19 protein-coding genes and 2 riboswitches are annotated in these 21957 nt (G+C 39.4%); of the genes, 7 read left to right on the top strand and 12 right to left on the bottom strand.

Annotated features, from left to right (window positions below):
• The first annotated feature begins 35 nt into the window (after positions 1-35).
• On the top strand, positions 36-614 hold the full coding sequence (locus A8F95_RS13445) for a nitroreductase family protein (protein ID WP_065410973.1): 579 nt from the start codon (positions 36-38) through the stop codon (positions 612-614).
• A gap of 904 nt (positions 615-1518) precedes the next feature.
• On the opposite strand, the gene A8F95_RS13435 is transcribed toward A8F95_RS13445, so the two are convergent.
• The 5 genes from A8F95_RS13435 to A8F95_RS13420 all read right to left on the bottom strand — a co-directional run bounded on the left by A8F95_RS13435 (position 1519) and on the right by A8F95_RS13420 (position 6016).
• Positions 1519-1863, bottom strand: a complete 345-nt coding sequence (locus A8F95_RS13435) for a spore coat protein (protein WP_065410971.1) — start codon at positions 1861-1863, stop codon at positions 1519-1521.
• Between the two features lie 23 nt (positions 1864-1886).
• A complete protein-coding gene (locus tag A8F95_RS13430; RefSeq protein WP_176713694.1) occupies positions 1887-2162 on the bottom strand; it encodes a ferritin-like domain-containing protein in 276 nt (91 codons plus the stop codon).
• Between the two features lie 260 nt (positions 2163-2422).
• Positions 2423-4027, bottom strand: coding sequence for a sodium:solute symporter family protein (locus tag A8F95_RS13425; protein WP_065410969.1), 1605 nt, complete (start codon positions 4025-4027; stop codon positions 2423-2425).
• Positions 4028-4174 carry a hypothetical protein gene (locus tag A8F95_RS22520; RefSeq protein WP_176713693.1) on the bottom strand — a complete coding sequence of 49 codons (147 nt, stop codon included), beginning with the start codon at positions 4172-4174 and terminating at the stop codon, positions 4028-4030.
• Positions 4175-4264: 90 nt separating this feature from the next.
• The gene (locus tag A8F95_RS13420; RefSeq protein WP_077247368.1) at positions 4265-6016 is read right to left on the bottom strand and encodes a sigma-54 interaction domain-containing protein; all 1752 of its coding nucleotides are present in this window, start codon (positions 6014-6016) and stop codon (positions 4265-4267) included.
• A gap of 297 nt (positions 6017-6313) precedes the next feature.
• Between A8F95_RS13420 and A8F95_RS13415 the strand changes: the two genes are divergently transcribed.
• A complete protein-coding gene (locus tag A8F95_RS13415) occupies positions 6314-8323 on the top strand; it encodes an oxidoreductase (RefSeq protein WP_065410968.1) in 2010 nt (669 codons plus the stop codon).
• A 192-nt stretch (positions 8324-8515) separates the two neighbouring features.
• Positions 8516-9286, top strand: coding sequence for a metal-dependent hydrolase (locus A8F95_RS13410; RefSeq protein ID WP_065410967.1), 771 nt, complete (start codon positions 8516-8518; stop codon positions 9284-9286).
• A 60-nt stretch (positions 9287-9346) separates the two neighbouring features.
• Here A8F95_RS13410 and A8F95_RS13405 read toward each other — a convergent pair whose 3' ends face one another.
• The gene (locus A8F95_RS13405) at positions 9347-10171 is read right to left on the bottom strand and encodes an aldo/keto reductase (protein WP_065410966.1); all 825 of its coding nucleotides are present in this window, start codon (positions 10169-10171) and stop codon (positions 9347-9349) included.
• Between the two features lie 182 nt (positions 10172-10353).
• Between A8F95_RS13405 and A8F95_RS13400 the strand changes: the two genes are divergently transcribed.
• Positions 10354-11979 (top strand): thiamine pyrophosphate-binding protein, encoded by a 1626-nt coding sequence (locus A8F95_RS13400; protein WP_065410965.1) that lies wholly within the window; start codon positions 10354-10356, stop codon positions 11977-11979.
• A 52-nt stretch (positions 11980-12031) separates the two neighbouring features.
• Here the strand turns inward: A8F95_RS13400 and A8F95_RS13395 are convergent, their stop codons facing one another.
• Positions 12032-12265 carry a hypothetical protein gene (locus A8F95_RS13395; protein ID WP_065410964.1) on the bottom strand — a complete coding sequence of 78 codons (234 nt, stop codon included), beginning with the start codon at positions 12263-12265 and terminating at the stop codon, positions 12032-12034.
• A gap of 240 nt (positions 12266-12505) precedes the next feature.
• Between A8F95_RS13395 and A8F95_RS13390 the strand changes: the two genes are divergently transcribed.
• The gene (locus A8F95_RS13390; protein ID WP_065410963.1) at positions 12506-13426 is read left to right on the top strand and encodes an HNH endonuclease; all 921 of its coding nucleotides are present in this window, start codon (positions 12506-12508) and stop codon (positions 13424-13426) included.
• Between the two features lie 74 nt (positions 13427-13500).
• Here A8F95_RS13390 and A8F95_RS13385 read toward each other — a convergent pair whose 3' ends face one another.
• Together A8F95_RS13385 and A8F95_RS13380 are read right to left on the bottom strand one after the other, a co-directional pair.
• Complete coding sequence (locus tag A8F95_RS13385; protein WP_077247367.1) at positions 13501-14127, bottom strand: FMN-dependent NADH-azoreductase; 627 nt, start codon at positions 14125-14127, stop codon at positions 13501-13503.
• Between the two features lie 100 nt (positions 14128-14227).
• Positions 14228-14671, bottom strand: coding sequence for a MarR family winged helix-turn-helix transcriptional regulator (locus tag A8F95_RS13380; RefSeq protein WP_065410962.1), 444 nt, complete (start codon positions 14669-14671; stop codon positions 14228-14230).
• Between the two features lie 230 nt (positions 14672-14901).
• Here A8F95_RS13380 and A8F95_RS13375 point away from each other — a divergent pair, with 230 nt between their 5' ends.
• On the top strand, positions 14902-15468 hold the full coding sequence (locus A8F95_RS13375; protein ID WP_065410961.1) for a hypothetical protein: 567 nt from the start codon (positions 14902-14904) through the stop codon (positions 15466-15468).
• Positions 15469-16766: 1298 nt separating this feature from the next.
• On the opposite strand, the gene A8F95_RS13370 is transcribed toward A8F95_RS13375, so the two are convergent.
• The 3 genes from A8F95_RS13370 to A8F95_RS13360 form a co-directional block, all read right to left on the bottom strand.
• Entirely contained in the window at positions 16767-17171 is a 405-nt protein-coding gene (locus A8F95_RS13370; RefSeq protein ID WP_065411336.1) for a sporulation protein, read from the bottom strand.
• Between the two features lie 34 nt (positions 17172-17205).
• Positions 17206-18522, bottom strand: a complete 1317-nt coding sequence (locus A8F95_RS13365; RefSeq protein ID WP_245671326.1) for a TrkH family potassium uptake protein — start codon at positions 18520-18522, stop codon at positions 17206-17208.
• Between the two features lie 151 nt (positions 18523-18673).
• Positions 18674-18814, bottom strand: a riboswitch (cyclic di-AMP (ydaO/yuaA leader).
• Between the two features lie 127 nt (positions 18815-18941).
• Complete coding sequence (locus tag A8F95_RS13360; RefSeq protein ID WP_065410959.1) at positions 18942-19661, bottom strand: DUF421 domain-containing protein; 720 nt, start codon at positions 19659-19661, stop codon at positions 18942-18944.
• A gap of 223 nt (positions 19662-19884) precedes the next feature.
• Positions 19885-19969: riboswitch (cyclic di-GMP riboswitch) on the top strand.
• A gap of 19 nt (positions 19970-19988) precedes the next feature.
• On the opposite strand from A8F95_RS13360, the gene A8F95_RS13355 reads away from it, so the two are divergent.
• Positions 19989-21929 (top strand): HD domain-containing phosphohydrolase, encoded by a 1941-nt coding sequence (locus A8F95_RS13355; RefSeq protein ID WP_245671324.1) that lies wholly within the window; start codon positions 19989-19991, stop codon positions 21927-21929.
• The last annotated feature ends 28 nt before the right edge of the window (positions 21930-21957 follow it).

Here is a 21957-nt window from a genome sequence, read left to right as displayed (position 1 = left end):
AATTTTACAGAGTCGATGTAAGGAGGTTTTTCAAAATGAACCATCAAGAAGGAATCAATGCTATTGAAAAAAATATTATAAATCGCAGAACTATTAAATCCTTTAAAAAGGAGCCAATTAGTCCCGAAGTAATTATTGAGTTGCTGAATGTGGCCAAGTGGGCGCCCAATCACAAGTTGACGGAGCCGTGGCGTTTTCAATTATACGTGGAGGCTGGAAAGGAAAAATTTATAGAAGCGTACATTCAATCACAACCAAAAGTCGATGGCGAGGTTTCTGAAAAAGTAAAGAGAAAAGCACAGTACTTTCGCGATATTCCCGTGCATCTTGTCGTCATCATGCCTGAAGATCCCCGTCAAAGAAGGTGGGATGAAGACTATGGAGCCGTTTGCTCTTTTATTCAAAACTTTCAACTTGCGGCATGGGAAAGAGGAATCGGTATGATTTGGCGTACAAATGACTGGGTTTACGACCCAACGTTCAGGAATGCAATTGGTGTAACACCTGGTGAGAAAGTAGTGGCAACGTTGATGATTGGCTATCCTGATCATGTACCTGCTGCTCGGCCACGCACGGATATCCGCGAACTTCTAACAATTATTGATAAACGGTGAAAGGAGCCTTGTTCTAGAGCCGTTTGGTCTCTTTTTAGGCGAAACAACCTATATGCAGTTTGCTTCAATTTCATTTCAAGGTCTCACTTATTCTAATGACGATATAGGTCGTTATATAAATTAACCCTTTATTTGCTGATTTACCCATTCATTTTATCTAATTGTCCAAGTATTAGTTTCTTATTCGGTAGCAGAGCATAAATAATCTTAAGTTTTCTGGGTGAAAGATTATTAGAAGTTCTTCTTGGAACATGCTTCTTTTTCTATGGAAAACCGTACCAGGGCAAAGGAGAAAACCGCTTTTTTGCCTTCTGGAGCCGGTTAAGTACATCCACTGTTGGTAGGACTGAGTAAAATTCTGTTCCGACAGGTGAAGAACGACCGTTTCCTCCTATTAACACGAGTGAAATATTTAAATTTTCTAACTTTTCTGTTAAAAATAGTGACGAGCCCTGTCTTAGTTTGTTATGATAGACAGAACAAACGTTAAAAAGGCGGTGGAAATGTTGGCAGAAAAAACAGGAGTGTTCCCAGGAAAAAAATTTGGAAAATGGACAGTTATAGAATTTTCTTATTCGGCAGCTACAGAGGAAGGAGAGGTTCTTCCACATTTGAGAGTGGCTTGTGAATGCGGGACGAGTAAAATTTTGAATGTCAAGGTTTTGAGGTCCGGTGAGATGGAGAGCTGTGGATGCAGCGTATAGGGGACACCTTGACAACGCTATGTGTTCTTAATGTAAAAAGATAAGAAAACGCCTGCCGTTGTCTAGGCAGGCGTTTTTCATTGTGTCTTATGCTGAATAACCGGTAATACATCCGAATGTTACTTACATCTCCTCTAGCTAATGAATATAGGGGAATAAATTTAAAACGTAAATTTCAAACACGAGACAAGCCATTTATCTTAATAAGGAAATTGCGAGGAGTAATTGCTAAATTGCTTATAAGCTTGGTCAATTTTTTGTTGTTCCTCGGCTTCAAGCTTGTACCATCCGTTTTGAAACATCAAGTTATAAAGCTCACGGCAGCTTTGGTGCGTTTCCGTAAGAATTTGAAGCATGTCTGAATGCAGCTGTTCATGGCTTGCTTCACGTACAGCGATATTTAAGCTATCCGTCAAATATTTGCATGTACTGAGTCCGTCATTAAGAAAGTCTCGGTCGTTCATGTCCGGGCCTTTTACTTTTGGCAATTGTCCTGTTTGAGAGTTGGCAATTTGATTCGGGTTTTGCTGTTGCTGGTTTGACATTTATTCCACCTCCACTCTATGATTTATGAATTTGTTCCTTGCTGCTGGTTAGGCAGGCTGGCTAAGGCAGCATTGTTATCCACTTGCAGGTGAGTGAGCAATTTTTGAAAATGCTGCTGATGCATTCTTCCTGCTTTTTCGAGAGCTTGCTTGATTTCTGGATTACTTACCTGTTGGGAAAAGAAATGAAATTTTTTAAATGCTAAAAGTTCCCATGATAATGCGTCCTTTAAATAGAGCAAGTCTTTTGTCGTGAGGACTCTAGGGGGCTGTGGAATCGGTGCTTGTGTATTCTGCATCAGAAAAGCTCCTTTCATCTTGTTGGGTATCATAGTATAGAATGAACCACCAGGAGCCCGATTATGCGCAGGGACGTTACGAAGTTAGAAAAGCGGGTGGAGAGCTGCTGCCAAGAAAGAGTATTTAGATAAAGTCAGTCAAGTAAGGGATTCTAGACAAAGGTCACTTTACGTAAGATCAGGCTGATTGAACACGTTTGCCAATATCCTGAAGTAAAAGATTGCCCTAGGTAACCCTAGGGCAATCTTTTACTTGTTATTTACATCGCAAGTGTCAGCGGCCAGTAGTAGAATAGGAAAGTAATCATAATAATGATGACGCCGCTTATCATTAAATACATTGGATACCGTTTTGTAATGGCCATTTCTTCTCTTTCATTTGGTTCGATCGGCCTTTTCAAAATGTTTGCCTGAAAATTACGCTCTTCTATTGAAATTTCTCCATATTTAGAGCCAATATACAAGGCAATCAGACTTAACACAACACCGATGATAACAGGGTTCAAATAGACAGGAAGCGCAACACCATACTTATTTAGAAGTTCCCCAAATATGACTCCTGCAAAGCCGGTAATGATACTGGAGAGCGCCCCGGTTTTAGTGACTGTTTTGGAGAACACGCTTGCGAACGCAACTGGTCCCCAAGAAGCTGCAAAGAGTGTAGCTGCAAAATAGCCAATCCACATCACAGAAGGCGGCTGCCAAATGCCAATAAGCAAAATAATAATACTGACGGTAATCATAGAGACGCGGCTGGCTCGCAGCAGCTGTTTGTCCGTGTACTTCTTGTTCCTCGATTGCTCCATGATATCTCTAGTAATACTGCTGCCGATCAATTGCAGGAAGCTTGCACAAGATGATAACGCAGCCGCCATTATACCGCTGACGATAATAATGCCTAACCACAACGGTGTGGCATTCATGGCGGCCCAGATAAATACTTTTTCTGTAGGGGCAATGTCGCTTTTGAGCGTGGTAACAGCGGCGATACTAATATGAAGAAACAGATAAATCGTAATGATAGAAATAGTTGCCCAGATACCGGAACGGATCGCCACATGCTCATTTTTAGCCATTAAATACCGGCTGCTTTGCCAAGGGCTGATGGAGATAACAGCGGACCAGACTAATCCTAGTATGATCGCCCATGTTAATGCTTCCCAAGGTTCTCCCATATAAGCATTTGGCCCGGTAATCCCATGCCAGCTTAATAAGTCAGGGCGCTCCGGGTTGGTGGCCGCTTTCACGATGGCCTCAGGGAAGCCGCCCGCTGATTTGATAATAAAAGGCAGAGCTAAGTAGGTAGCTAAGGAAAAGATAAAAAACATAATCGTATCATTAACCATGACTCCTTTTGCACCAGAAAGGGTGGTAAAGGAAGTATAGACAATCCACATAATCAAGAGAGCGAAAGTATAAGAGACGCCCGAAATCTCGGCAAGCAATACAGCAGCACCTTGCGTAACAGCTACCAGATAAGCGGAGATTCCCAATATCGTCGTGATGGCCGCCGCCATTCTTACTTTATTTGATTGAAAGCGATTACCAAAGTACTCAGGAACAGTTAATGATTGGCTTCTTCTAAGGTAACGTCCGAAGAAGAATACCCCTATCACATAACCAGTCGCATTAAAAATGACAAGGATTAATAGTAAAATCGGATAGCCTTCGTAAGAAAATCCTGCTTCGCCCATGAAAGATACGGTGCTTAAAAAGGAGGCGACAAGCATACCAGTGATCATTAAAGTTGAGCCGCTTCGCCCAGATACATAATACTCCTCTGAATTTTTTACTTTTCTGGAAAGAACAATGCCAATCAAAACGTAGATAAGAAAGGAACAAATAATGCCGATTGTATAAACCAATTAGATCCCCACCTTTTCATCTATCGTGTCTGTTTGATCCTGTTGTGGAGCTACGTCCTTCTCCATCCTGAGGATAAATACTCTTGTGATAAGGCCTAGAACGATTAAAGACCCTCCATATCCAAAACAGAAAATCAGTTCTCCCATCTTAAGCGCCCCCTTCGTAATAAAATGAATTCACTTTTATAATGCAAATCTTGTGCCGAATTCTAAACATTCAGTCAATTTATTTAAGAATTAAGTTAATTTATATTTACGGAGCTTTCTCATGATGGTCGTTTGGTTCACTCCAAGCGCCTTCGCTATCTTTCTCGTCGTTTTATGCTGCTTTAAGGCGTGAGAAAGAACTTGTTTTTCCGTTTCCTCTACGGCTTTTTTTAATGTCATCTGCTGCAGGGTCAAATGATTTTCGTTATGAATCATTTGTTTCATAGCCAAAGGGAGGTCTTCCATAGAGATCATCGGTTTCTGTGTCGTGACGACTATTTGTTCAATGAAATTCTCTAACTCTCTGACATTTCCTTTCCACTCCTGCAGTTGAATTAGCAGCTTTGTATCCTCATTCAGCTCGACGGAACGAGAGTATTTACTGCAGAATTTTTCGAGAAAGTAATCTGTTAACAATGAAATGTCCTGTTTGCGTTCTCTTAAAGGAGGAATGTAGAGCGGCACCACGTGCAAACGGTAGTACAGATCCTGCCGAAATGTCTTTTCTTCAATCATTTGCATCAAGTTTTTGTTTGTGGCCGAAATGATACGGATATCAACTTGCTTCTCAACAGTGCCGCCCACTTTTTTGAAGGCTTTATCCTGTACTAAGTGCAGAATTTTCACCTGCAGCCCTAATGGCATTTCGCCAATTTCATCTAAGAACAAAGTTCCTTCATTGGCCATCTCAACAAGACCGGACTTTCCGCGCCTGTTCGCTCCTGTGAAAGCTCCCGCTTCGTACCCGAATAATTCTGATTCCAATAGGTTTTCAGGGATAGCACCACAATTTACTTGGACAAACGGTTTGTTTCTTCTTGGGCTGGACTCATGAACAATTTTAGCGAGAACACCCTTTCCAACACCAGATTCACCGTGGATGAAAATAGAGGAGTCTGTAGGCGAAATTCTTTCAGCAAGCTGGAGAGTAGAGATCATGTTTTGAGATTGAGTGATAAACTTTTGACCGCCAATTGTCTTTTGTATGATTGGCTCACTATGATCCTGTTGAGCAGATTGACTGTTTGTCAAACGTCTCTTCATTTCCACGAGTTCTGAAATATCCCGTGAATTGCACACCACTCGATACAGTTTCCCTTCCTTATCAAAAACAGGCTTTGCCGTAGCCAAAACCGTTTTGCCACTTGGATACTCCTGTTCTACAGAATGGATCGTGTGGGTAGCCATTGTTTTCAGGGTGACTGAATTCGTAATAATGCCTTTGGCTACCAGCTCTCGGATATTTTTATTCATGAATGCCTCTGGAGGCAGACCTGTAAAATGCTTGCACGATTCACTTACAAATAATACATTGCCCTTTGCGTCGGTAACAAAAATTTCATCATAGCTAGAGTTTAATATTTGAGTAAATTCTTTATTCTTTTGCAAAGCGATCTCGAGCTGTTCATGAAGTGACTGATTGATCCCTAACAGTCCACTCACTTTTTGTTGATATTTCCACTCTCTCGCTTCAGAAGCCGTATAGCATATGTATTGGTCTCCATCCTCTATAATGAAAAAGTCATATTGGCAGGGGGCGTTCTCGTCTAAATCAGATAAGGAAGTAATCCTTAAAAAACAGAGACTCATACATTTTTCAACTGGCTCGTTTTTCCCTTCTGCTCTTTTTCTCCAAAAACAGGACTCATCCAGTACACCTAACAAATGAAGGGACCGGTCTACTACTAGAATAGGACCCTCCTGAAAGGGCAGCCAATTTTCCAGTTCTTTTATGCGGATATGAGAGAATACAGAAACTGCTTTTTTAGTTTTTACACTCACCCTATTTTCACTTCCTTCTATTAAAATTGAACCTTTTTTGCATCAAAACGGACTGATTTTTTAAAAACAAGAGGCATCTGTTGAATAGGAACCTAGGTTTTAAAGGAGGATGAACCTTTTTTGCAACATTTCTGCAAAAAAGGTTCACTATAAATTTCATTATAAGGGATAACACGGAAAATTGTAAGAATAGTTCGTCAACATGAAGTGATCTCTGGGTCAATAGCGACTAGATCTCAGTTGGTATGATTTTTGCTTATTAAGAAGGAAAATCCTAATTTTCGGGAGTGAACAAACATGACACAATTCAAGCACTTATTTAGCCCAGTAACGATTGGCTGCATGGAGCTGCCGAATAGAATACTAAGTACAGCTCATCAGACAAATCATGTCATCAACGGTATTCCTACCTCTGATATGACAGCGTATCACGTAGCAAGAGCAAAAGGAGGAGCAGGACTATTAATCCTGGAAGCGGCTGCTGTTCATCCATCAGGGATGCTGACGACCAATACCATTGCCGGTTTTGATAAAAAAGTGGTACCAGCTTACTTAGAATTGACTAAAGAAGTTCATCAATATGGAACGAAGGTTGTTCAGCAGCTGTTCCATGGAGGAAGAGAGGTGGTCTCAAGCGATTATCGCAGTCCAGCTTGGGCGCCGTCTGCTGTGCCGAGTTTACGATTTGGGACAATGCCAAGGCCAATGAGCGTGGAAGAGATTCAAGAAGTGATTGAAGGCTTTGCCCTTTCAGCACGATTGGCAAAAGAGGGAGGAATGGATGGAGTAGAGATTTGCTGTTCACACGGCTACCTCCCCGCACAGTTCTGGTCAGAACATACGAATCAGCGCACTGACGAATACGGGGGAACCTTCCAGAACAGAATGAGGTTCATCGTTGAAGTCATGAAGCGCGTATGGCAAGAAGTAGGCAAGGACTTTACTGTCGGAATTCGGATGAGCGCTGATGAAATGACGATGGACGGAACAGATGTTAAAGATGCGGTAAAAATCGTAGAATACCTAGTAGATCAAGTAAGAGTAGACTTTGTAAACGTAACGGCAGGAGATTCCAGCACATATGCAGGTTCAACACACATTGTGCCGCCGTCTCCGATGAAGCATGCTTACGTTTCTCCGCAAGCATTCAACATACGGATGGCTGGTGCTGTGCCCGTATTTGTCGGCTCCCGTATAGTGGACCCGGTTGAAGCAGAACAAATCGTGGCGAAAGGAAAAGCGGATGTCGTTGGGATGACGAGAGCATTAATTGTCGATCCGGAAATGCCGAATAAAGCAAAATCAGGAAATCATCATTTAATCGATGCTTGTCTCGGCTGCCTTCAAGCCTGCATTGGGCATTACCATAAAGGGCTGCCGATCGGCTGTGTCCAAAACCCATCGACCGGAAAAGAAATAGAGGTTCAGACTCTTGAAAGAAGCGCTAGAGAGAAAAAGAAAGTAATGGTGATAGGCGCCGGTCCAGCTGGTTTAAAAGCGGCTTTAACGTTAGATGAGCTGGGGCATGAAGTCATATTGGCTGATAAGTCTGAGGAGGTCGGCGGACTATTGCATACATTAAAACGTGCACCGATGAGGAAAGAATTAGCCGAAACGATGCTTGATAATTATAGAAGAAAGCTGCTAAACAGCAGCGTGCAAATGAAGCTTGGCTGGGACGTAGGACCAGAAGACATTCTCAATACGGCACCGGATGCTGTGGTATGTGCCAGCGGTTCAAGAGCGTTTATCCCTAACATTCCTGGAATTCATGATGCAAGAGTGCAGACAGTCGAAGAACTTTTCAGCAGCCAAAGTCAAGAGATCGGGAAACATGTATTAGTGTTTGACTTCGGAGGAGATTGGCCTGGAATAGAAGCCGCCATTCATCTTGCAGAAAAAGGTCATCAAGTCACATTGATTTCATCAAAGCTGTACATCGGTGAAGAGGTTCATCAGTACTTGCGAAATGAATATTTGAAAAAGCTTTATCAGTTAAAGATCAAAATGGTGCCGCATTATGATCTCGGTGAAATAAAAAATAATCAAGTGATTATCCGGAACTTGTTCTCCTATGAAAAGGAGACCATTGAGAATTGGGACTCTGTTATTCTATCGCTTGGCCGCATCCCAAATGTAGAACTCTATAACAGCATTAAACACTTGGTTCCCGAAATTTATCAAATAGGTGATTGCTTAGCCCCGAGGACCTTAGAAGAAGCTACACATGAAGGATTGATGACCTCTTTGCAAATTGGCCTTCAGAGAGAAAACAAGGCAGCAAATGCAGAAGCTGTTGTTGAGTAATCGTAGAAGTCCATTCTAAAAGAAAAGAGTGGACTTCTTTGTTTTTCTCTTTGTCTTGCAGTTCATTTTCATAAAAAAGTAAAAAACCTACTAACAAAAAATTATAGAAATGAGGGATACAAGCCCCTGATTCAGAATAAGAATATTTTATTCGAATGGTGAGGAGGGGACGGACGCACTGGCGTCGATGAGATGAAAATTACACGACTAGGACATGCTATGCTAAACATTGAATATGAAAGTTTAAATATCTTGGTAGATCCTTTTTATTCCATGAACCCAGGAAGTAGTGAAGAGGAATTAAAACAATATATGGAGAGTGCAAATGTTGCCCTGCTGACACATGGTCATTTTGATCACACAGAAGGTTTGTCGTTCATAAAAGAAGTCAATCCAAAAGTGCAAGTTCTTGCTCAGTATGAGTTAGCGCTCATTTTACTTAATGAGGGATTTAATGTAATGCCACTTAATATTAGCGGTACAATGAAAGCTGCCGAAACGACCGTGCAAATGACCATGGTACCGGCCATGCATACTAGTTCCTATCAAGAAATACACGGAAACCCTACATATGCCGGAGTATCATGTGGTTTTATTTTGGAGTCAGATCAAGAAGAAACAGTATATATATCTGGTGACACAGGATTAACAGTGGAAATGAAAATCATTCAAGACTTATATGAACCTAAAGTGGCGATCTTATCTTGTTCTGACATTTTAACGATGGGAGCAAGGGAAGCGGAATATGCAATCAGACATCTTTTAGATGTTCACACTGTCATTCCGGTTCACAACTTTCCTACAGAAGAGGAAGCGAAAAGACGAGAGGTTTTAGACGGACTAAAACAAAGTTTTCCAATTGTCCCAATGATGGTTCGCCATGATGTGGACCTTAAAGAACGTTTAAAGGATCATAAAACAAATGTAAAAATAGTCGGTTTTGGGGAATCCCTTGAATTATAAGTTTTTATAAAAGACCGCGGCATTGAACTGAACGTATTCCAATGCTGCGGTCTTTTTCTATTATCGGATATTCATTTCGCTTGGTGCCGGGCCTTTGCGGCGGTTGCGGTTCAATCCGTTGATTATTCTCATTTCGTCTGGTGACAATTCAAAATCAAATACATTGAAATTCTCTTCAATTCGGGATGGGGTAACGGATTTAGGAATGACAATCGTATTATTTTGTAAATGCCAGCGCAGCACAACTTGAGCCGGTGATTTACGATGTGTTTCCGCAATCTGTTGAATGGCAGAATCCTTCAGCACATCTCCTCCTTGCTCAAGCGGACTCCATGCTTCCACGTAAATATCATGTTTTGCACAGAATTCTTTCATTTCATTTTGGGCAAGATAGGGGTGGCATTCTACTTGATTCAATACAGGCTTCACATCGCACTCTTTTAAAATACGCTCTAAATGTTCAATGTCAAAGTTGCATACGCCGATGGCTTTTACCCGTCCATCATGATAAAGCTTTTCCAACGCCTTGTATGTATCTACATATTCATCATATTTTGGAGTAGGCCAGTGGATAAGATACAGGTCAACGTAATCAAGCCCTAATCTCTCTAAACTGTCGTCAAAAGCCCGCAGTGTATTTTCATAGCCTTGATCGCTATTCCAAACCTTGGTGGTAATGAACAAATCTTCACGAGGGACAGAAGATTGCTGGATCGCTTTGCCAACACCGCTTTCGTTTTGATACACCATCGCTGTATCGATCGATCTGTATCCAACCTCGATCGCGTTTGCTACCGCAATAGTTGCCTGATCATCCTCTACCTGCCAAACTCCGAAGCCAAGCTGAGGCATTTTTAAGCCGTTATTTAACGTTACAAAATTCATTTGGCATATCTCCTTTTATCTGAATTATCCATTCCGCGTTCAGTACTAAGAATAACAAACTTAAAGAAAGATTTTCAAATGAAGCAAACTACAAGATGATGATAAAAATAGAAAGTTTAGCCATTCCATTTTAGTGAAAGAATCAATATAGTAAAAAATTTAAACAGGGGGTTCCGATTCTTATGGAAAAAACAGAAAGAACGGTTGCCGAATTGATACTTGATCAGTTGTCTCTATTCGGTGTAAAGCGAATTTACGGCGTAGTGGGCGATGCTATTTTTGGTCTCATTGATGCCTTAGCTAAACAGGATAAAATTAAATTTATTGCCGTTAAACATGAGTCAACGGCTGCTTTCATGGCATCAGCAGAAGCGAAATTGACAGGCAATCTTGCTGTCTGCACCGCTACAATGGGGCCAGGCGCTGCTAATTTGTTGAACGGGCTGGGAGATGCGTATGCGGATAAAGCACCTGTCCTCGTCATTACCGGACAAGCACCTCGCAATAAGATCGGAATGGCCTATAAGCAATATATCAACCAGCAAGAGCTTCTAAAGCCGTTTGCTTCTTATTCGGAAAACTTAGCGAGCCAGGATGCTATTATTGAGCTTCTTCACAAAGCAGCCCAAACATCATTGGGACAACGGGTAGTGAGTCATTTGTCTGTTCCAAAAGATCTTTTCGATAAAATTGTTACAGTGAAACCACGGCCGCTGCCAACCGTTATTGAAGGAGTGTCTACGTTTACGAAGGAAAGCTTAGAACAGGCAACAGCGATTATGAAAACCGCTAAGCGGCCAATGATTATGGCGGGCGCTGGTTCAGCAGCTGCACCAGAGGCCGTTGAGGAACTGGCGGAAAGATGGGGGGCCGGCATTTTGACAAGCCTAGGCGGAAAGGGACTATTTGATGAATCTTCACCAAATCTATTGCAGGGAATTGGTGAAGGCGGAAACCCTTATGCGCCTGAAGTATTTAAAAAAGCGGACGTTGTCTTGTTAGCCGGTACGACATGGTGGCCTGAGGGATACGTGCCAACTGATGCACGCATCATTCAAATTGACAAGAATTTTGATAAAATTGAAAAAGGCATACCGACAGAACTTGGAATAACCGGAGAAACACAGGAAGTGATTCCGTTATTAACAGAGAGCTTGCAAGGATTTCAACGTTCGGAAGACTGGATCAGCTCTTGCCGTGAGATAAAAGAAAAGTGGACCCGGCAAAATGAACAGGAAGGCAAAACGGCCGGTTATCCGATCCATCCGTCACGAATTGTCCGTGCTCTCGATCAAACAGCCGCGGAAGATGCTATTTTTACACTAGACACTGGCAATGTAACGATTTGGATGAATCGTAACTTCCGTCCTCAAAAACAACAAGCTGTTTTATTCTCAGGCTATTGGCGGACAATGGGCTTCGGTCTGCCGGCTGCCATGGCCGCAAAGCTTGAAAAACCTAATAAACAAGTGGTCGCGGTCGTTGGAGACGGCGGACTGCAAATGACACTTGCGGACCTATTAACCGCTTCACGCTATGAGCTGAATATCACCGTGATTGTGATGAACAATCATGCCCTGCAAATGGAAAGAGATAAACTCAAAGCAGAGGGAGGCGAGGAGGTAGGAGTAGAACTCACCAACCCAGACTTCGTAAAAGTAGCAGAAGCCTGCGGATGGAAAGGCTTCTGTCCTCAGTCAGATACTGATCTGGAATCTGTTCTCCAAGAAGCATTGAATACAAACTCACCGACGCTAGTAGATGTTCGAACAAAGCAAGTTACTTTTCCAGAGAGTAAAAATAAATAAAAAAAAGCTGTAGTGATCGCAATAGATCCTACAGCTTTTCTTCATTAGTATCTTATTTAGGATATTCGTCTTTAGGGTTATCGCCCATCTCCTGATAAAAATCTTCTTTTTCATAAGATTTTTCAGGGAGCTCTTCGGAAAAAGAATCGCTGTTCTTCAGTCCGCTTTCCTGATAAAACTCCTTGTCTTGGTTCATATCTTCGCCCATTTTTTGATAAAAGTCCTTATATCCTTTGTCATCTTGTTTTTTAGAGGCTGTCTTTTTGTTTTGATTATTATAAGCCATTAAACATTCCTCCCTTTCATAATGAAACGTTTCTTTTAACATGTTCCCTGTACTGCATACTTAAAAACAATGTTTGAAAATGATAAGGACGCTTCAATTGGGGTCAGTTTTCTATTTTAGCTTTTGCTTTCATTCTTGGGCTTCGGAATAAAAAAGCAACAATGAATCTTACGACAAATCATCTGATGTATAATTAAGTAAAAGACATTTTTTAATCTATTTATGGAATCGAGGAGTCGTATGAACAGTTTTATTGTCATGCAAGGCCACACCTATCAGGAAGAAAAAGAACAAGGGATTATTTGGTCTCCTCAAAAAGACAAGGGAGGCAACACACCGCATTCATGGCTGCGAATGGCTGAAGTGAAGGAAGGGGACAGAGTTTTTCACTACGTAAAGGGAGACATTGTCGCCATTAGTATCGCCTCCTCAAGCTGTGAAGAAGCAGTTAAACCCGCCGCCATGCAATATTTTGAGCCATGGGGAGAAAAAGGCTATTTAGTAAAGCTACACTACCATGAATTAGAAATACCTTTGAACATACGTGAGAATTTTGACGAGCTTCGGCCTCTGCTGCCGCTTAAATATTCGGCATTCCAGCAAGACGGAAACGGCAATCAAGGTTGTTTATATCCTTGCAACGAAGAACTGGCCATTAAATTGTTAGAGCTTATTAGTGACCTTAATATTTATGAAGCAGAACTGGAGCAGCTCGAATTAGCGATAGGCATCGTCCGCCAGACAGAGCGCAACACCATTGTGCCAGTGATCGCTGAAACGGAAGCAGAAGCGAAGGCAAAAATTCGTTTAGGCCAGCAAAAGTTTAAACGAGAAATGTCACCATTATGGGGACATAAATGTGCACTTTGTGGGATTGAGCTCCCTGCGTTACTGCGAGCAAGCTATTCAAAGCCTTGGAAAGACAGTACGGATACAGAGCGGTTAGATCCATATAACGGCGTGCTGTTATGTTCTAATCACGACGCTTTATACGGGAAAGGTTACATTGCCTTTGATGGCCAGGGGCGTCTGCATATTTCATCACAATTACCCGAGTCAGATTATACTCAGTACAGCATTTACGGAAAAATGAGAATTGCTCGATACGAATACAATAAACCTTATTTCAAATGGCATAAAAAGAATATTTTTCAGCATTAAAAACATAACAAAAAACTGCATCTTTGTTGATACGATTAACGACAAAGATGCAGTTTAATGATGAGATGATCTAATTAAAATGCAGCAGCGGCTTTTGCTACTTTTTCTAGCCCATCTGCAATGATTTCTTGTGCTCGGTCAGGGTATTGGTTGTGTCCTTCAATCACGATGGTTTCCTGATTTGTAATTCCCCATAGTCCGAGGTTCGCTTGAACATACTTAACAGCCATTTCAGCCGCAGCCATCGTCTCTAAAGAATAATCACTGCCGCGAGCATTCAATAAAACGACTTTTTTGTCTCCTGCAAGGCCAACAGGACCTTCAGGAGTGTACTTAAATGTTTTTCCTGCTTGAGCCAGGTGAGAAATATAATTAACTAGGGGTGCTGGAACTATGCTGTTCCATAAAGGGAAAGCAAATACAACTTTCTCCGCCGCAAGGAATTGATTTAAATACCGATCTACTAAATCAGCCGCTTTTGCTTCTTCTGCAGTTAACTCCATTCCTTGATTACGCTTATATACGCCCATAATCGCTGTGTTGCCGTAATTAGGCAGTTCTATATTAAAAAGATCTAACTCCGTAATGTCAGCCCCTGGATTTGCTTCTTTGTAGGTGTTGACAAACACTTCGTACATTTTGGAGCTGATAGCTTGATCAGCAGGACGATCGTTCGCTTTGATAAATAATACTTTAGACATTTTTGTTCCCTCACTCTTAATAAAATAGCTCCGATGGTTGCTGTAGCAACCATCAAAGAAAAGAAATAGGTTGTTATAACAACTATTAGCGGTGAATGTCCTATTTAGAAGACTCTTGGACATTCATATTGATTTTTGAAAGAATCTTTTCAAGAGTTAGAAGTTCTTCCTCAGAAATGCCTTTACAAACCATATCATTAAATTCTTCGGTAATGGGGATCACCCGTTTGCCAAGTTCTTTTCCACATGAAGTAAGGTGCAGTTCTAGGGAGCGGCGGTCACTCTTGCTGCTGATTCTTTTAATAAAACCTTTACCTTCAAGATTAGAAGCCATTCTGGCAACATTAGTTTTATCTTTATTAAGGATTTCTCCCAATTGATTTTGAGTCAAACCATCTTTTTCCCAAAGGAGCATCATAATCAAATTCTGTTCAGGCGCAAGATTGAATGGCTCTAATTTAGATTTAATGAGACTTGTAAGGCTTAAATCTGTTTGGTGAATTTTAATGCTTATATAATCTTGTAAAGATAGCTTCAAGTGCATCCCTCACTATTTAGTTGCTATACAAACTAATTACCTTTATTACTTTATTACAGATGCGATTTTATGTCAATTTATCTTGATTAAAGAAGTGGGGAGGAAGGGAACTAAGAGAGCTTTCAAAATAGCTTTATCATATAAACAATAACACCAAGCAGCATTAACGAAAAGATAACCTGATAACTTGAAAAAATGTTATAATTTGGATTGATCACAAATTCAAGGAGTGGAATATGAAGAAGTGTCTTTTAAGAAGTTTAATAGTTGTGATGCTATTTTCTCTCTGTGGGTGTCAACCAAACACAGTTAAACCAGAAAATCACAATACAGAAAACAGCATAGACGGTTTCATTGAACCTGAACTGTCTGATTGGGTGAAATACGAGCACCTTGTCACGAAGTATATGTATTATAGAACACAAGCGGTCATACACAATGATATTAACATTCTATGGAATCAATATCCTGACTTAAGGAATGACTATGACTTTAAGAAAGGAATCAATGTAGAGAAGGATGAAGTTGAATCCTTCAATAAACGTTTTAAAGTAGTCGATGCTAATTTTAGTATTGAGGGCCATAATCGAATGAGAGTAAAAACAATAAACGACAAAGAGACAATTCTCCTCGTGAACGGTGGCATAGGCTATTTGAGTAGTAATTTCGATAAAGCAGGAGGAGAACTTTTAATGGAAATCTCTCTAAAGCTTGAAAATAATCACTGGACTATTGTAAAGACGGATGAATATAACGAGCTGGAATACAAGGAATGGGTTAAGAAAAGGCTTAAAGGGTCATAATTATTGATTTATTACTATTGAGAAGAACCGTATAATAAGTGACTAAATCATCCTGAAAGAATCGTTAATCATTTAGCAAGGAAATGATAAAATAAATATACTAATAAAACTTTTTGTTTGTATTAACCCGTAATTTTTCTCATTTTATGCTATATAAACTATATTTACATAATTTTAGCTACGCTGTATTCCCAGTATGAAAGGGCGGAGACTCGCGGTTTGAAAATTTAACCCAACAAAAAGAGCTGGTTATGGATGGTATTATCTCAAACCTGCTCTTTTTGTTATAGATCCTATTATTTTCTAGTATATAGATGCTACTAAGTTTTTAAGAAAGCTCTAATAATAAAATACCCCGGAAAATGAAGGCTTGAGAAACAAATTAAAGATAGTTCCTTTACAATCTGAAATTAGTGAAGTGGCTAACATAACAATAAAAAATATTTGTATGGCATTAAAATAACATATATAGAAATTTGTAAAAGTCATTTACGGAGATAAAAATCTTTACATTAAAAGAGAATTTAATATCTTTGAAGAAGAAATTAACCAAAGCTGCGATTATAAAAAGAAAAAAGATTTTTAGTAAAACCTAAAAAATAACTGCATTGAAGCTATAAGCATTCAGAAAAGTACATTCACTAGAAGAAAACGGACCAAAACTTCAAGAGGAGGCGGGAAAAGGGTTTTTATAATAAAGATTGATTTTTAGTTAACATAATATAAATTATAGGAAGTTATATTAAAATATCTCATTTCATAAGTAAACTTTTAATATTGAGATATTTTAAAATGAAATAATATAAATTCTTAACCACCACCTTTATGACTCATTTCAAGCGTTGTCTAGATCTAATCCTAGAAACTGTATTATTCTGTTGAAAATAAAAATGCAGCTTTATTATAAATAATAAAATTAATCGTCCACATATTCGAACCATGGTTAATCTAAGTTTTTTGCTAGAGTGTAAATTTAATTTATTTCTCCCAAGTTTCATTATCTTAATTTTTCTTTCTACTTAGAACTTTTTGTTGTTGACCTCTCTCCAAAAAAATCTTACTTCATATTCCAATTTATTGGATTTATTTTTATGTAAGTAACTCAATGACAATCTTCGATCATCACATCTAACTCTCTCCGCTCCTCCACCCTTTCGTTAAGCATTCACTCTGTAAATTTTAGACATTTATCTTTATACCAATAAAAGATATTGATCTTCTTTACAGTTGAAATTACCGCTGGCACACAAAAAGCACCCCTCTTTATAAGAAAGGTGCTTGCGATAGCAAGTATTTATCTATGAGTCAGCCTTTGAAATTTTGATTTCATCATGGTCACTGCTTTCCGTGCCATTGCTAAAAACGATTCTCGTATGAAATTGATACGAGCGGTTGCCTGATAAAGGAGCTAGCTTAGCTGGCAGACAAAAAGTAAAAGGAATTTGGTCCGATTCATTGGAGTCAATCGACTTTGACATTAATCTTGTGACAGCCCCTTCAATCAATTGCTCCGTATGTTCCTGTTTGTCTACTATGACCAGATCACATTCCAGTCTCTTAATGTTCTGTTCGAACCATCCACCTTCTAAAGAGAAATATCCCGTTACTTTTTCTCCTGGGATAAATTCTTTCTTATCCAAAACAAGATGAATGTGTGCTGAACCGACTTGTAAAAACCATTGGCTTATTATTTTTTTAATCACTGCTGGTAAATCCTCCTGCGAAATTGCTTCAAACTTATCCAATCATTATTTTTTCTTCTGTATATCGATAACGGTCAGGCTGGCGATTTAATGTGAGAGCTATTGCTAATGTTAATGGACCTAATCTTCCTGTAAACATCGCCAGGATGATCACGACTTTTCCTATAGGCGTCAAGTCCGGCGTCAACCCCATTGATAGTCCTGTCGTGGCAAAAGCCGAAGTGGCCTCGAAGACAATCATGAGGAATCCTTTTCCCGTTTCGGTAATCGTTAAAATCATTGTGACCACCACAACAACAGACAAACTGCTTAAAATGATAGTAAGAGATTTATAGATTAATTTATAATCGATTCTTCTTTCAAAAAAAACAACTTCTTCTTTTCCTTTTATTTGAGATAAGACAGCACCAACCAATGTAGCAAACGTTGTCGTCTTAATTCCTCCTCCAGTAGACCCCGGAGAGGCCCCGATGAACATTAAAAAGATAATGACAAACAAGGATGTATCGGTTAAGTCAGCAATATTAAGTGTATTCGATCCCGCTGTCCGGGCTGTGACTGATTGATACAAAGCCCCTAAGAACTTCCCTGTCCAAGATAAAGGCTTGAGCGTTTTAGGATTATGGAGCTCCAAAAAGAAAATAAGAGCTGCGCCTGCTGCGACTAGCAAGAAGGTCGTCACTAATACAATCTTTGTGTGTAAAGATAAGTGCTTCCTCTTACGATATTCATATAGTTCATTCATGACGACAAATCCAATCCCACCTAAAATGATTAACGAACAGACGACCAATACTACAACGGGATCGTCAACGTAGCCCGTTAAACTTCTATATTCTCCCATAAGGTCGAATCCGGCGTTGTTAAAGTTAGAAATCGCATGAAAGAACCCATAATAGACCGCCTTTCCCACAGGCATATCGAAAGAAAAACGAATAGCCAGCAACGTCCCGCCTATAAACTCACAGATTAATGTAAAGAGCAACACCCTCCTTACTAGCTTTACGATTCCTTCAATCGCTAAAGAGTTAAAAGCCTCTCTTAAAATCAGTCTTTCCTTGAAAGAGATTTTTCTCCGTAGCAGAAAAGCAAACAGTGTCGCAACCGACATAAATCCTAATCCGCCAATTTGAATAAGGCTTAAAATCACAAGCTGGCCAAAGGTAGTGAACGTTGTGCCCGTATCTACTACAACTAAACCCGTCACACAAGTCGCAGAAGTAGCTGTAAAAAGGGCGTTTAAGAAAGATAATCCTTCTCCATTTTGAGTAGCAGCCGGCAGTGTTAAAAGATAGGCACCTAAGAAAATAACGAGAGCAAACCCGCCTGCTAAAATCTTTGGTGGGTCCATAAAATAACCAGATTTGCTGTTAACCATACGATCCCTTCATTTCCTCATCATAATTTTCTTTAAAAAGAAATAATGCTATAACGCTGCCTTTTTAAAAACACAAAAAGAACACCAAGGCCTTACTCAGTGTTCCTGCAAACAACACAAAGCAAACCTCCTTCCAAAACGCTGATGGGGTTAGCTGTCGGACTCGGACTTTGAAAGTAGCCCTACCCTCTAACGAAGGATTCACCCCGAGTGCTATGCACAAAGATGGGTCCCCCACTCCATAAGGATTAAGCAATATAAGGTCGATTTTATGTAAATATTAAATTGATAATAGCTACTATACTCTCGGAAAAACCATTTGTAAAGACAAAATAAAAGAAATTAAAAGCTTTAAAACGTAGTTGTTAATGTATTGTGACTATCCTTTGTTTTTATTCAGACGGCTCTTCATCTACAGGAGAGTGAATATGATCCTTGTATGTATCGATATATACCTTTCCATTAGCAGCTAGAACAGCATATACAACCTCACTTAGTTGTAAGCCCCGTTTTTTCAATTGAGATCCCAGCCAACTAGATTTTAAGTTATTCTGCACGAAGTTAGCATGTATAATTTCACCGTCCATCACAAGCTCTATCGGAAGCGCCTTTTCTGGCTGAACAGCTATTGTTAAGTCTTGCTTTATTACATGACGGAATTCTGGTTTCTTCAAAACAGTGAGCGTTCCATTTGTTTCAATAATAGCGAATAGAACCTCATCGATATTAAAAACATCTTTCTCTCTCAACTGTTGGTTTAAATAGTCTAAAGTATAACGCATTTTCTCCATATTTTTCTCTAATATTTTCCCATTTTGAATAACAACAGTCGGATCTCCTGCGAAAAACTTTCTAGCTTTTCTATTTTTTAATGAAAGAAACGCAATGAAAAAAGCGATTAAAACAAATTCAGTAAACGCAATCACCAGGTGATGTGTTTTCAAAGCTACATTAAAGGAAAGGTTAGCAATAATAGCGCCAATGGTAATGGACGCAATAAAATCAAAATACGTCATCTTGGAAATGGTTTGTTTTCCTAAAAATCTTGCGGCAACAAATAACATTCCAAAAGCAAGAATGGTTCGTAAAGCAACTTCCAAATAGTCTGCCATATCGCCTTTGTTCTCCTTTTTGATACTTAAAGATTATTTTATAGAGTATAGCCAACAATGATAACCGCTATTCTGCTTACTAACGACACTTTCAGACAGAATATTTTTTACTTGCTCACATTTTACTGCATGAAGGATTAAAGCGTTACTTCTTTAAAATATAAGAATAAAGTTCTACATTTTTTTCATAAATTGGTATATTATTTATCTATACACCATCTTAAAGATCTATGGAGGCAAAGAAAGATCATCTGCATTTGGGCGCTTTGGATGATTGGGAGCCGGTAGCGCAACCGACCATAAAATTCAACTCTAGGAGGACGTTTTATGGCTATGTCTAAAAGTGCCAAATTAAACAGAATAAAAGTCTCAGATCCTAAGAGATTAGAACAGATACAGTTTATTGGCATTACCTCAGAAAAACTTCAACGTATCAACGAACAACAAGACGTTTTAGCCCCCTTTATACCTGAAATTGTTAACAGATTATATGAGGAAATTTATATGATTGAAAGTTTAGGAAAAATTATTGATGAATACTCTACTCTTGAAAGATTAAAGCGGGCACAATGCCGCTATCTAGAACAGTGTTTAACTGGGATGATCGACGACACTTATATTGAGGATCGGCTGACTATAGGAAAAGTTCATTCTAAAATAGGATTAAACCTTCAATGGTATCTTGCAACTTATGCTAAATATATAAATGTCATTACAGAAATCGGCCAGTCTATATTGCATGAAAAGCTTGTGCCTTTCATTAATGCTTTGCAGGCCCTCTTCTCTTTTGATATGCAGCTGACGATGGAAGCCTATAATGAATTTGAACTGGATCGAGCCGTACACCCTTTGAGATATGAACTCAAAAAAATTCAGTATGAGAATGGTCTTACAGATGAGGATCTTATCTGTTTAGATGAATTTAGCGGTCTTATTTCGTTTCAAGCATCGAATCTTAGTGAACTGTTCCAGGATCTCTTGGCAGAAAGAATTAAAAATCATGAATCTTTGCGCACTCTTCTGTACAGTAAAGATTATTTTATCTATATTAGCAGCCTGGTTGTTCAGTTTTTCCAAGAACGAGTGTACCGCAAGCCAGAAATTTTTTATCGTCTTATTCAAGATTGGAGCCGCTTAATTATCAATAATAAAATCTCTCACCAGCATTTTCAGATGATTGGAGACTGTTTAGAGGAAGCGTTGAAAAAAGTTTTCCTCTCAAATGAAAACCATTCTCTTGATCCGAAACTTTTTAATTATATAACAGCCTTTGATCGTCTTTATAAATTCATTAAATCTTTAATACAAGAAACGGTCCAGCCTTATCAGTTTTTACAAAATTTCCAATTCCTTGATGTTTACGCCTATGAAATTAGTTCGACCGATTTTGGCCGAATCACTTGGGTCAATAATAAAATGCAGAAATTGTTAGATACGAAAAAATCAAATACTATATTTCCTCAAAACTTTGGAAGCCGGTGCTATGAACTGATTTTCAACCGAGCGGTCCCTTGTACAGAATGCCCGCTTTTAAATAAAAGAGATCATGCTACGTTAACATTAGAAATGGAAGAAAAGGTGCCCCACTATTACAAAGTAAGACCATTTTCTGTTAACAATATTTTTGATCTGTCGCGCTCTCTTCTCGTGATGCAAGATACGACAAAGGAATCAAAAATATTATTCGACACACTGGACAGATTATTGAAATTAGCAGAGTTTCGCGATGATGATACTGGCACGCATGTCTATCGAATTGGTGTTTTATCAGGAATGCTGGCAAAGCTTATTGGAAAAGATGAGCAATTCGTTGAGAATATTTCACTTGCTGCCCGCTTTCACGATATAGGAAAAGTAGGGATTCCAGATTCCATTCTGAATAAGCCAGCTAAACTGACGAATGAAGAATGGGAATCGATGAAAACACATTCTCTTATCGGCCATCGCATTTTATCGAACTTGGAACTGCCTGTTATTCAAATGGCTGCGACAATTGCTTATACACACCATGAGTGGTGGAATGGAAAAGGATATCCAAATGGGATTGCAGGTGAAGCCATCCCATTGGAAGGACGAATTGTAGCTATTGTAGATGTATTTGATGCTTTATTATCCAAACGTGTCTATAAGGATGCTCTCTCCGCTGAAAAAGTCAAAAAGATTTTAGAAGAAGGAAGAGGAAGACAATTTGATCCATATCTCTTGGATTTGTTTCTTAAGATGTGGGAAGATTTTCTCGAATGCCGCACACAATTGGCCAGACTATGAAGGTGACCTACAATTTTATTTTAGAGGA

Source organism: Pseudobacillus wudalianchiensis, from assembly GCF_001685015.1.
Lineage (GTDB): Bacteria > Bacillota > Bacilli > Bacillales > Domibacillaceae > Pseudobacillus > Pseudobacillus wudalianchiensis.
The sequence above is the reverse complement of the archived record's forward strand: the minus strand, read 5'-3'. Positions and strand labels throughout refer to the sequence as shown.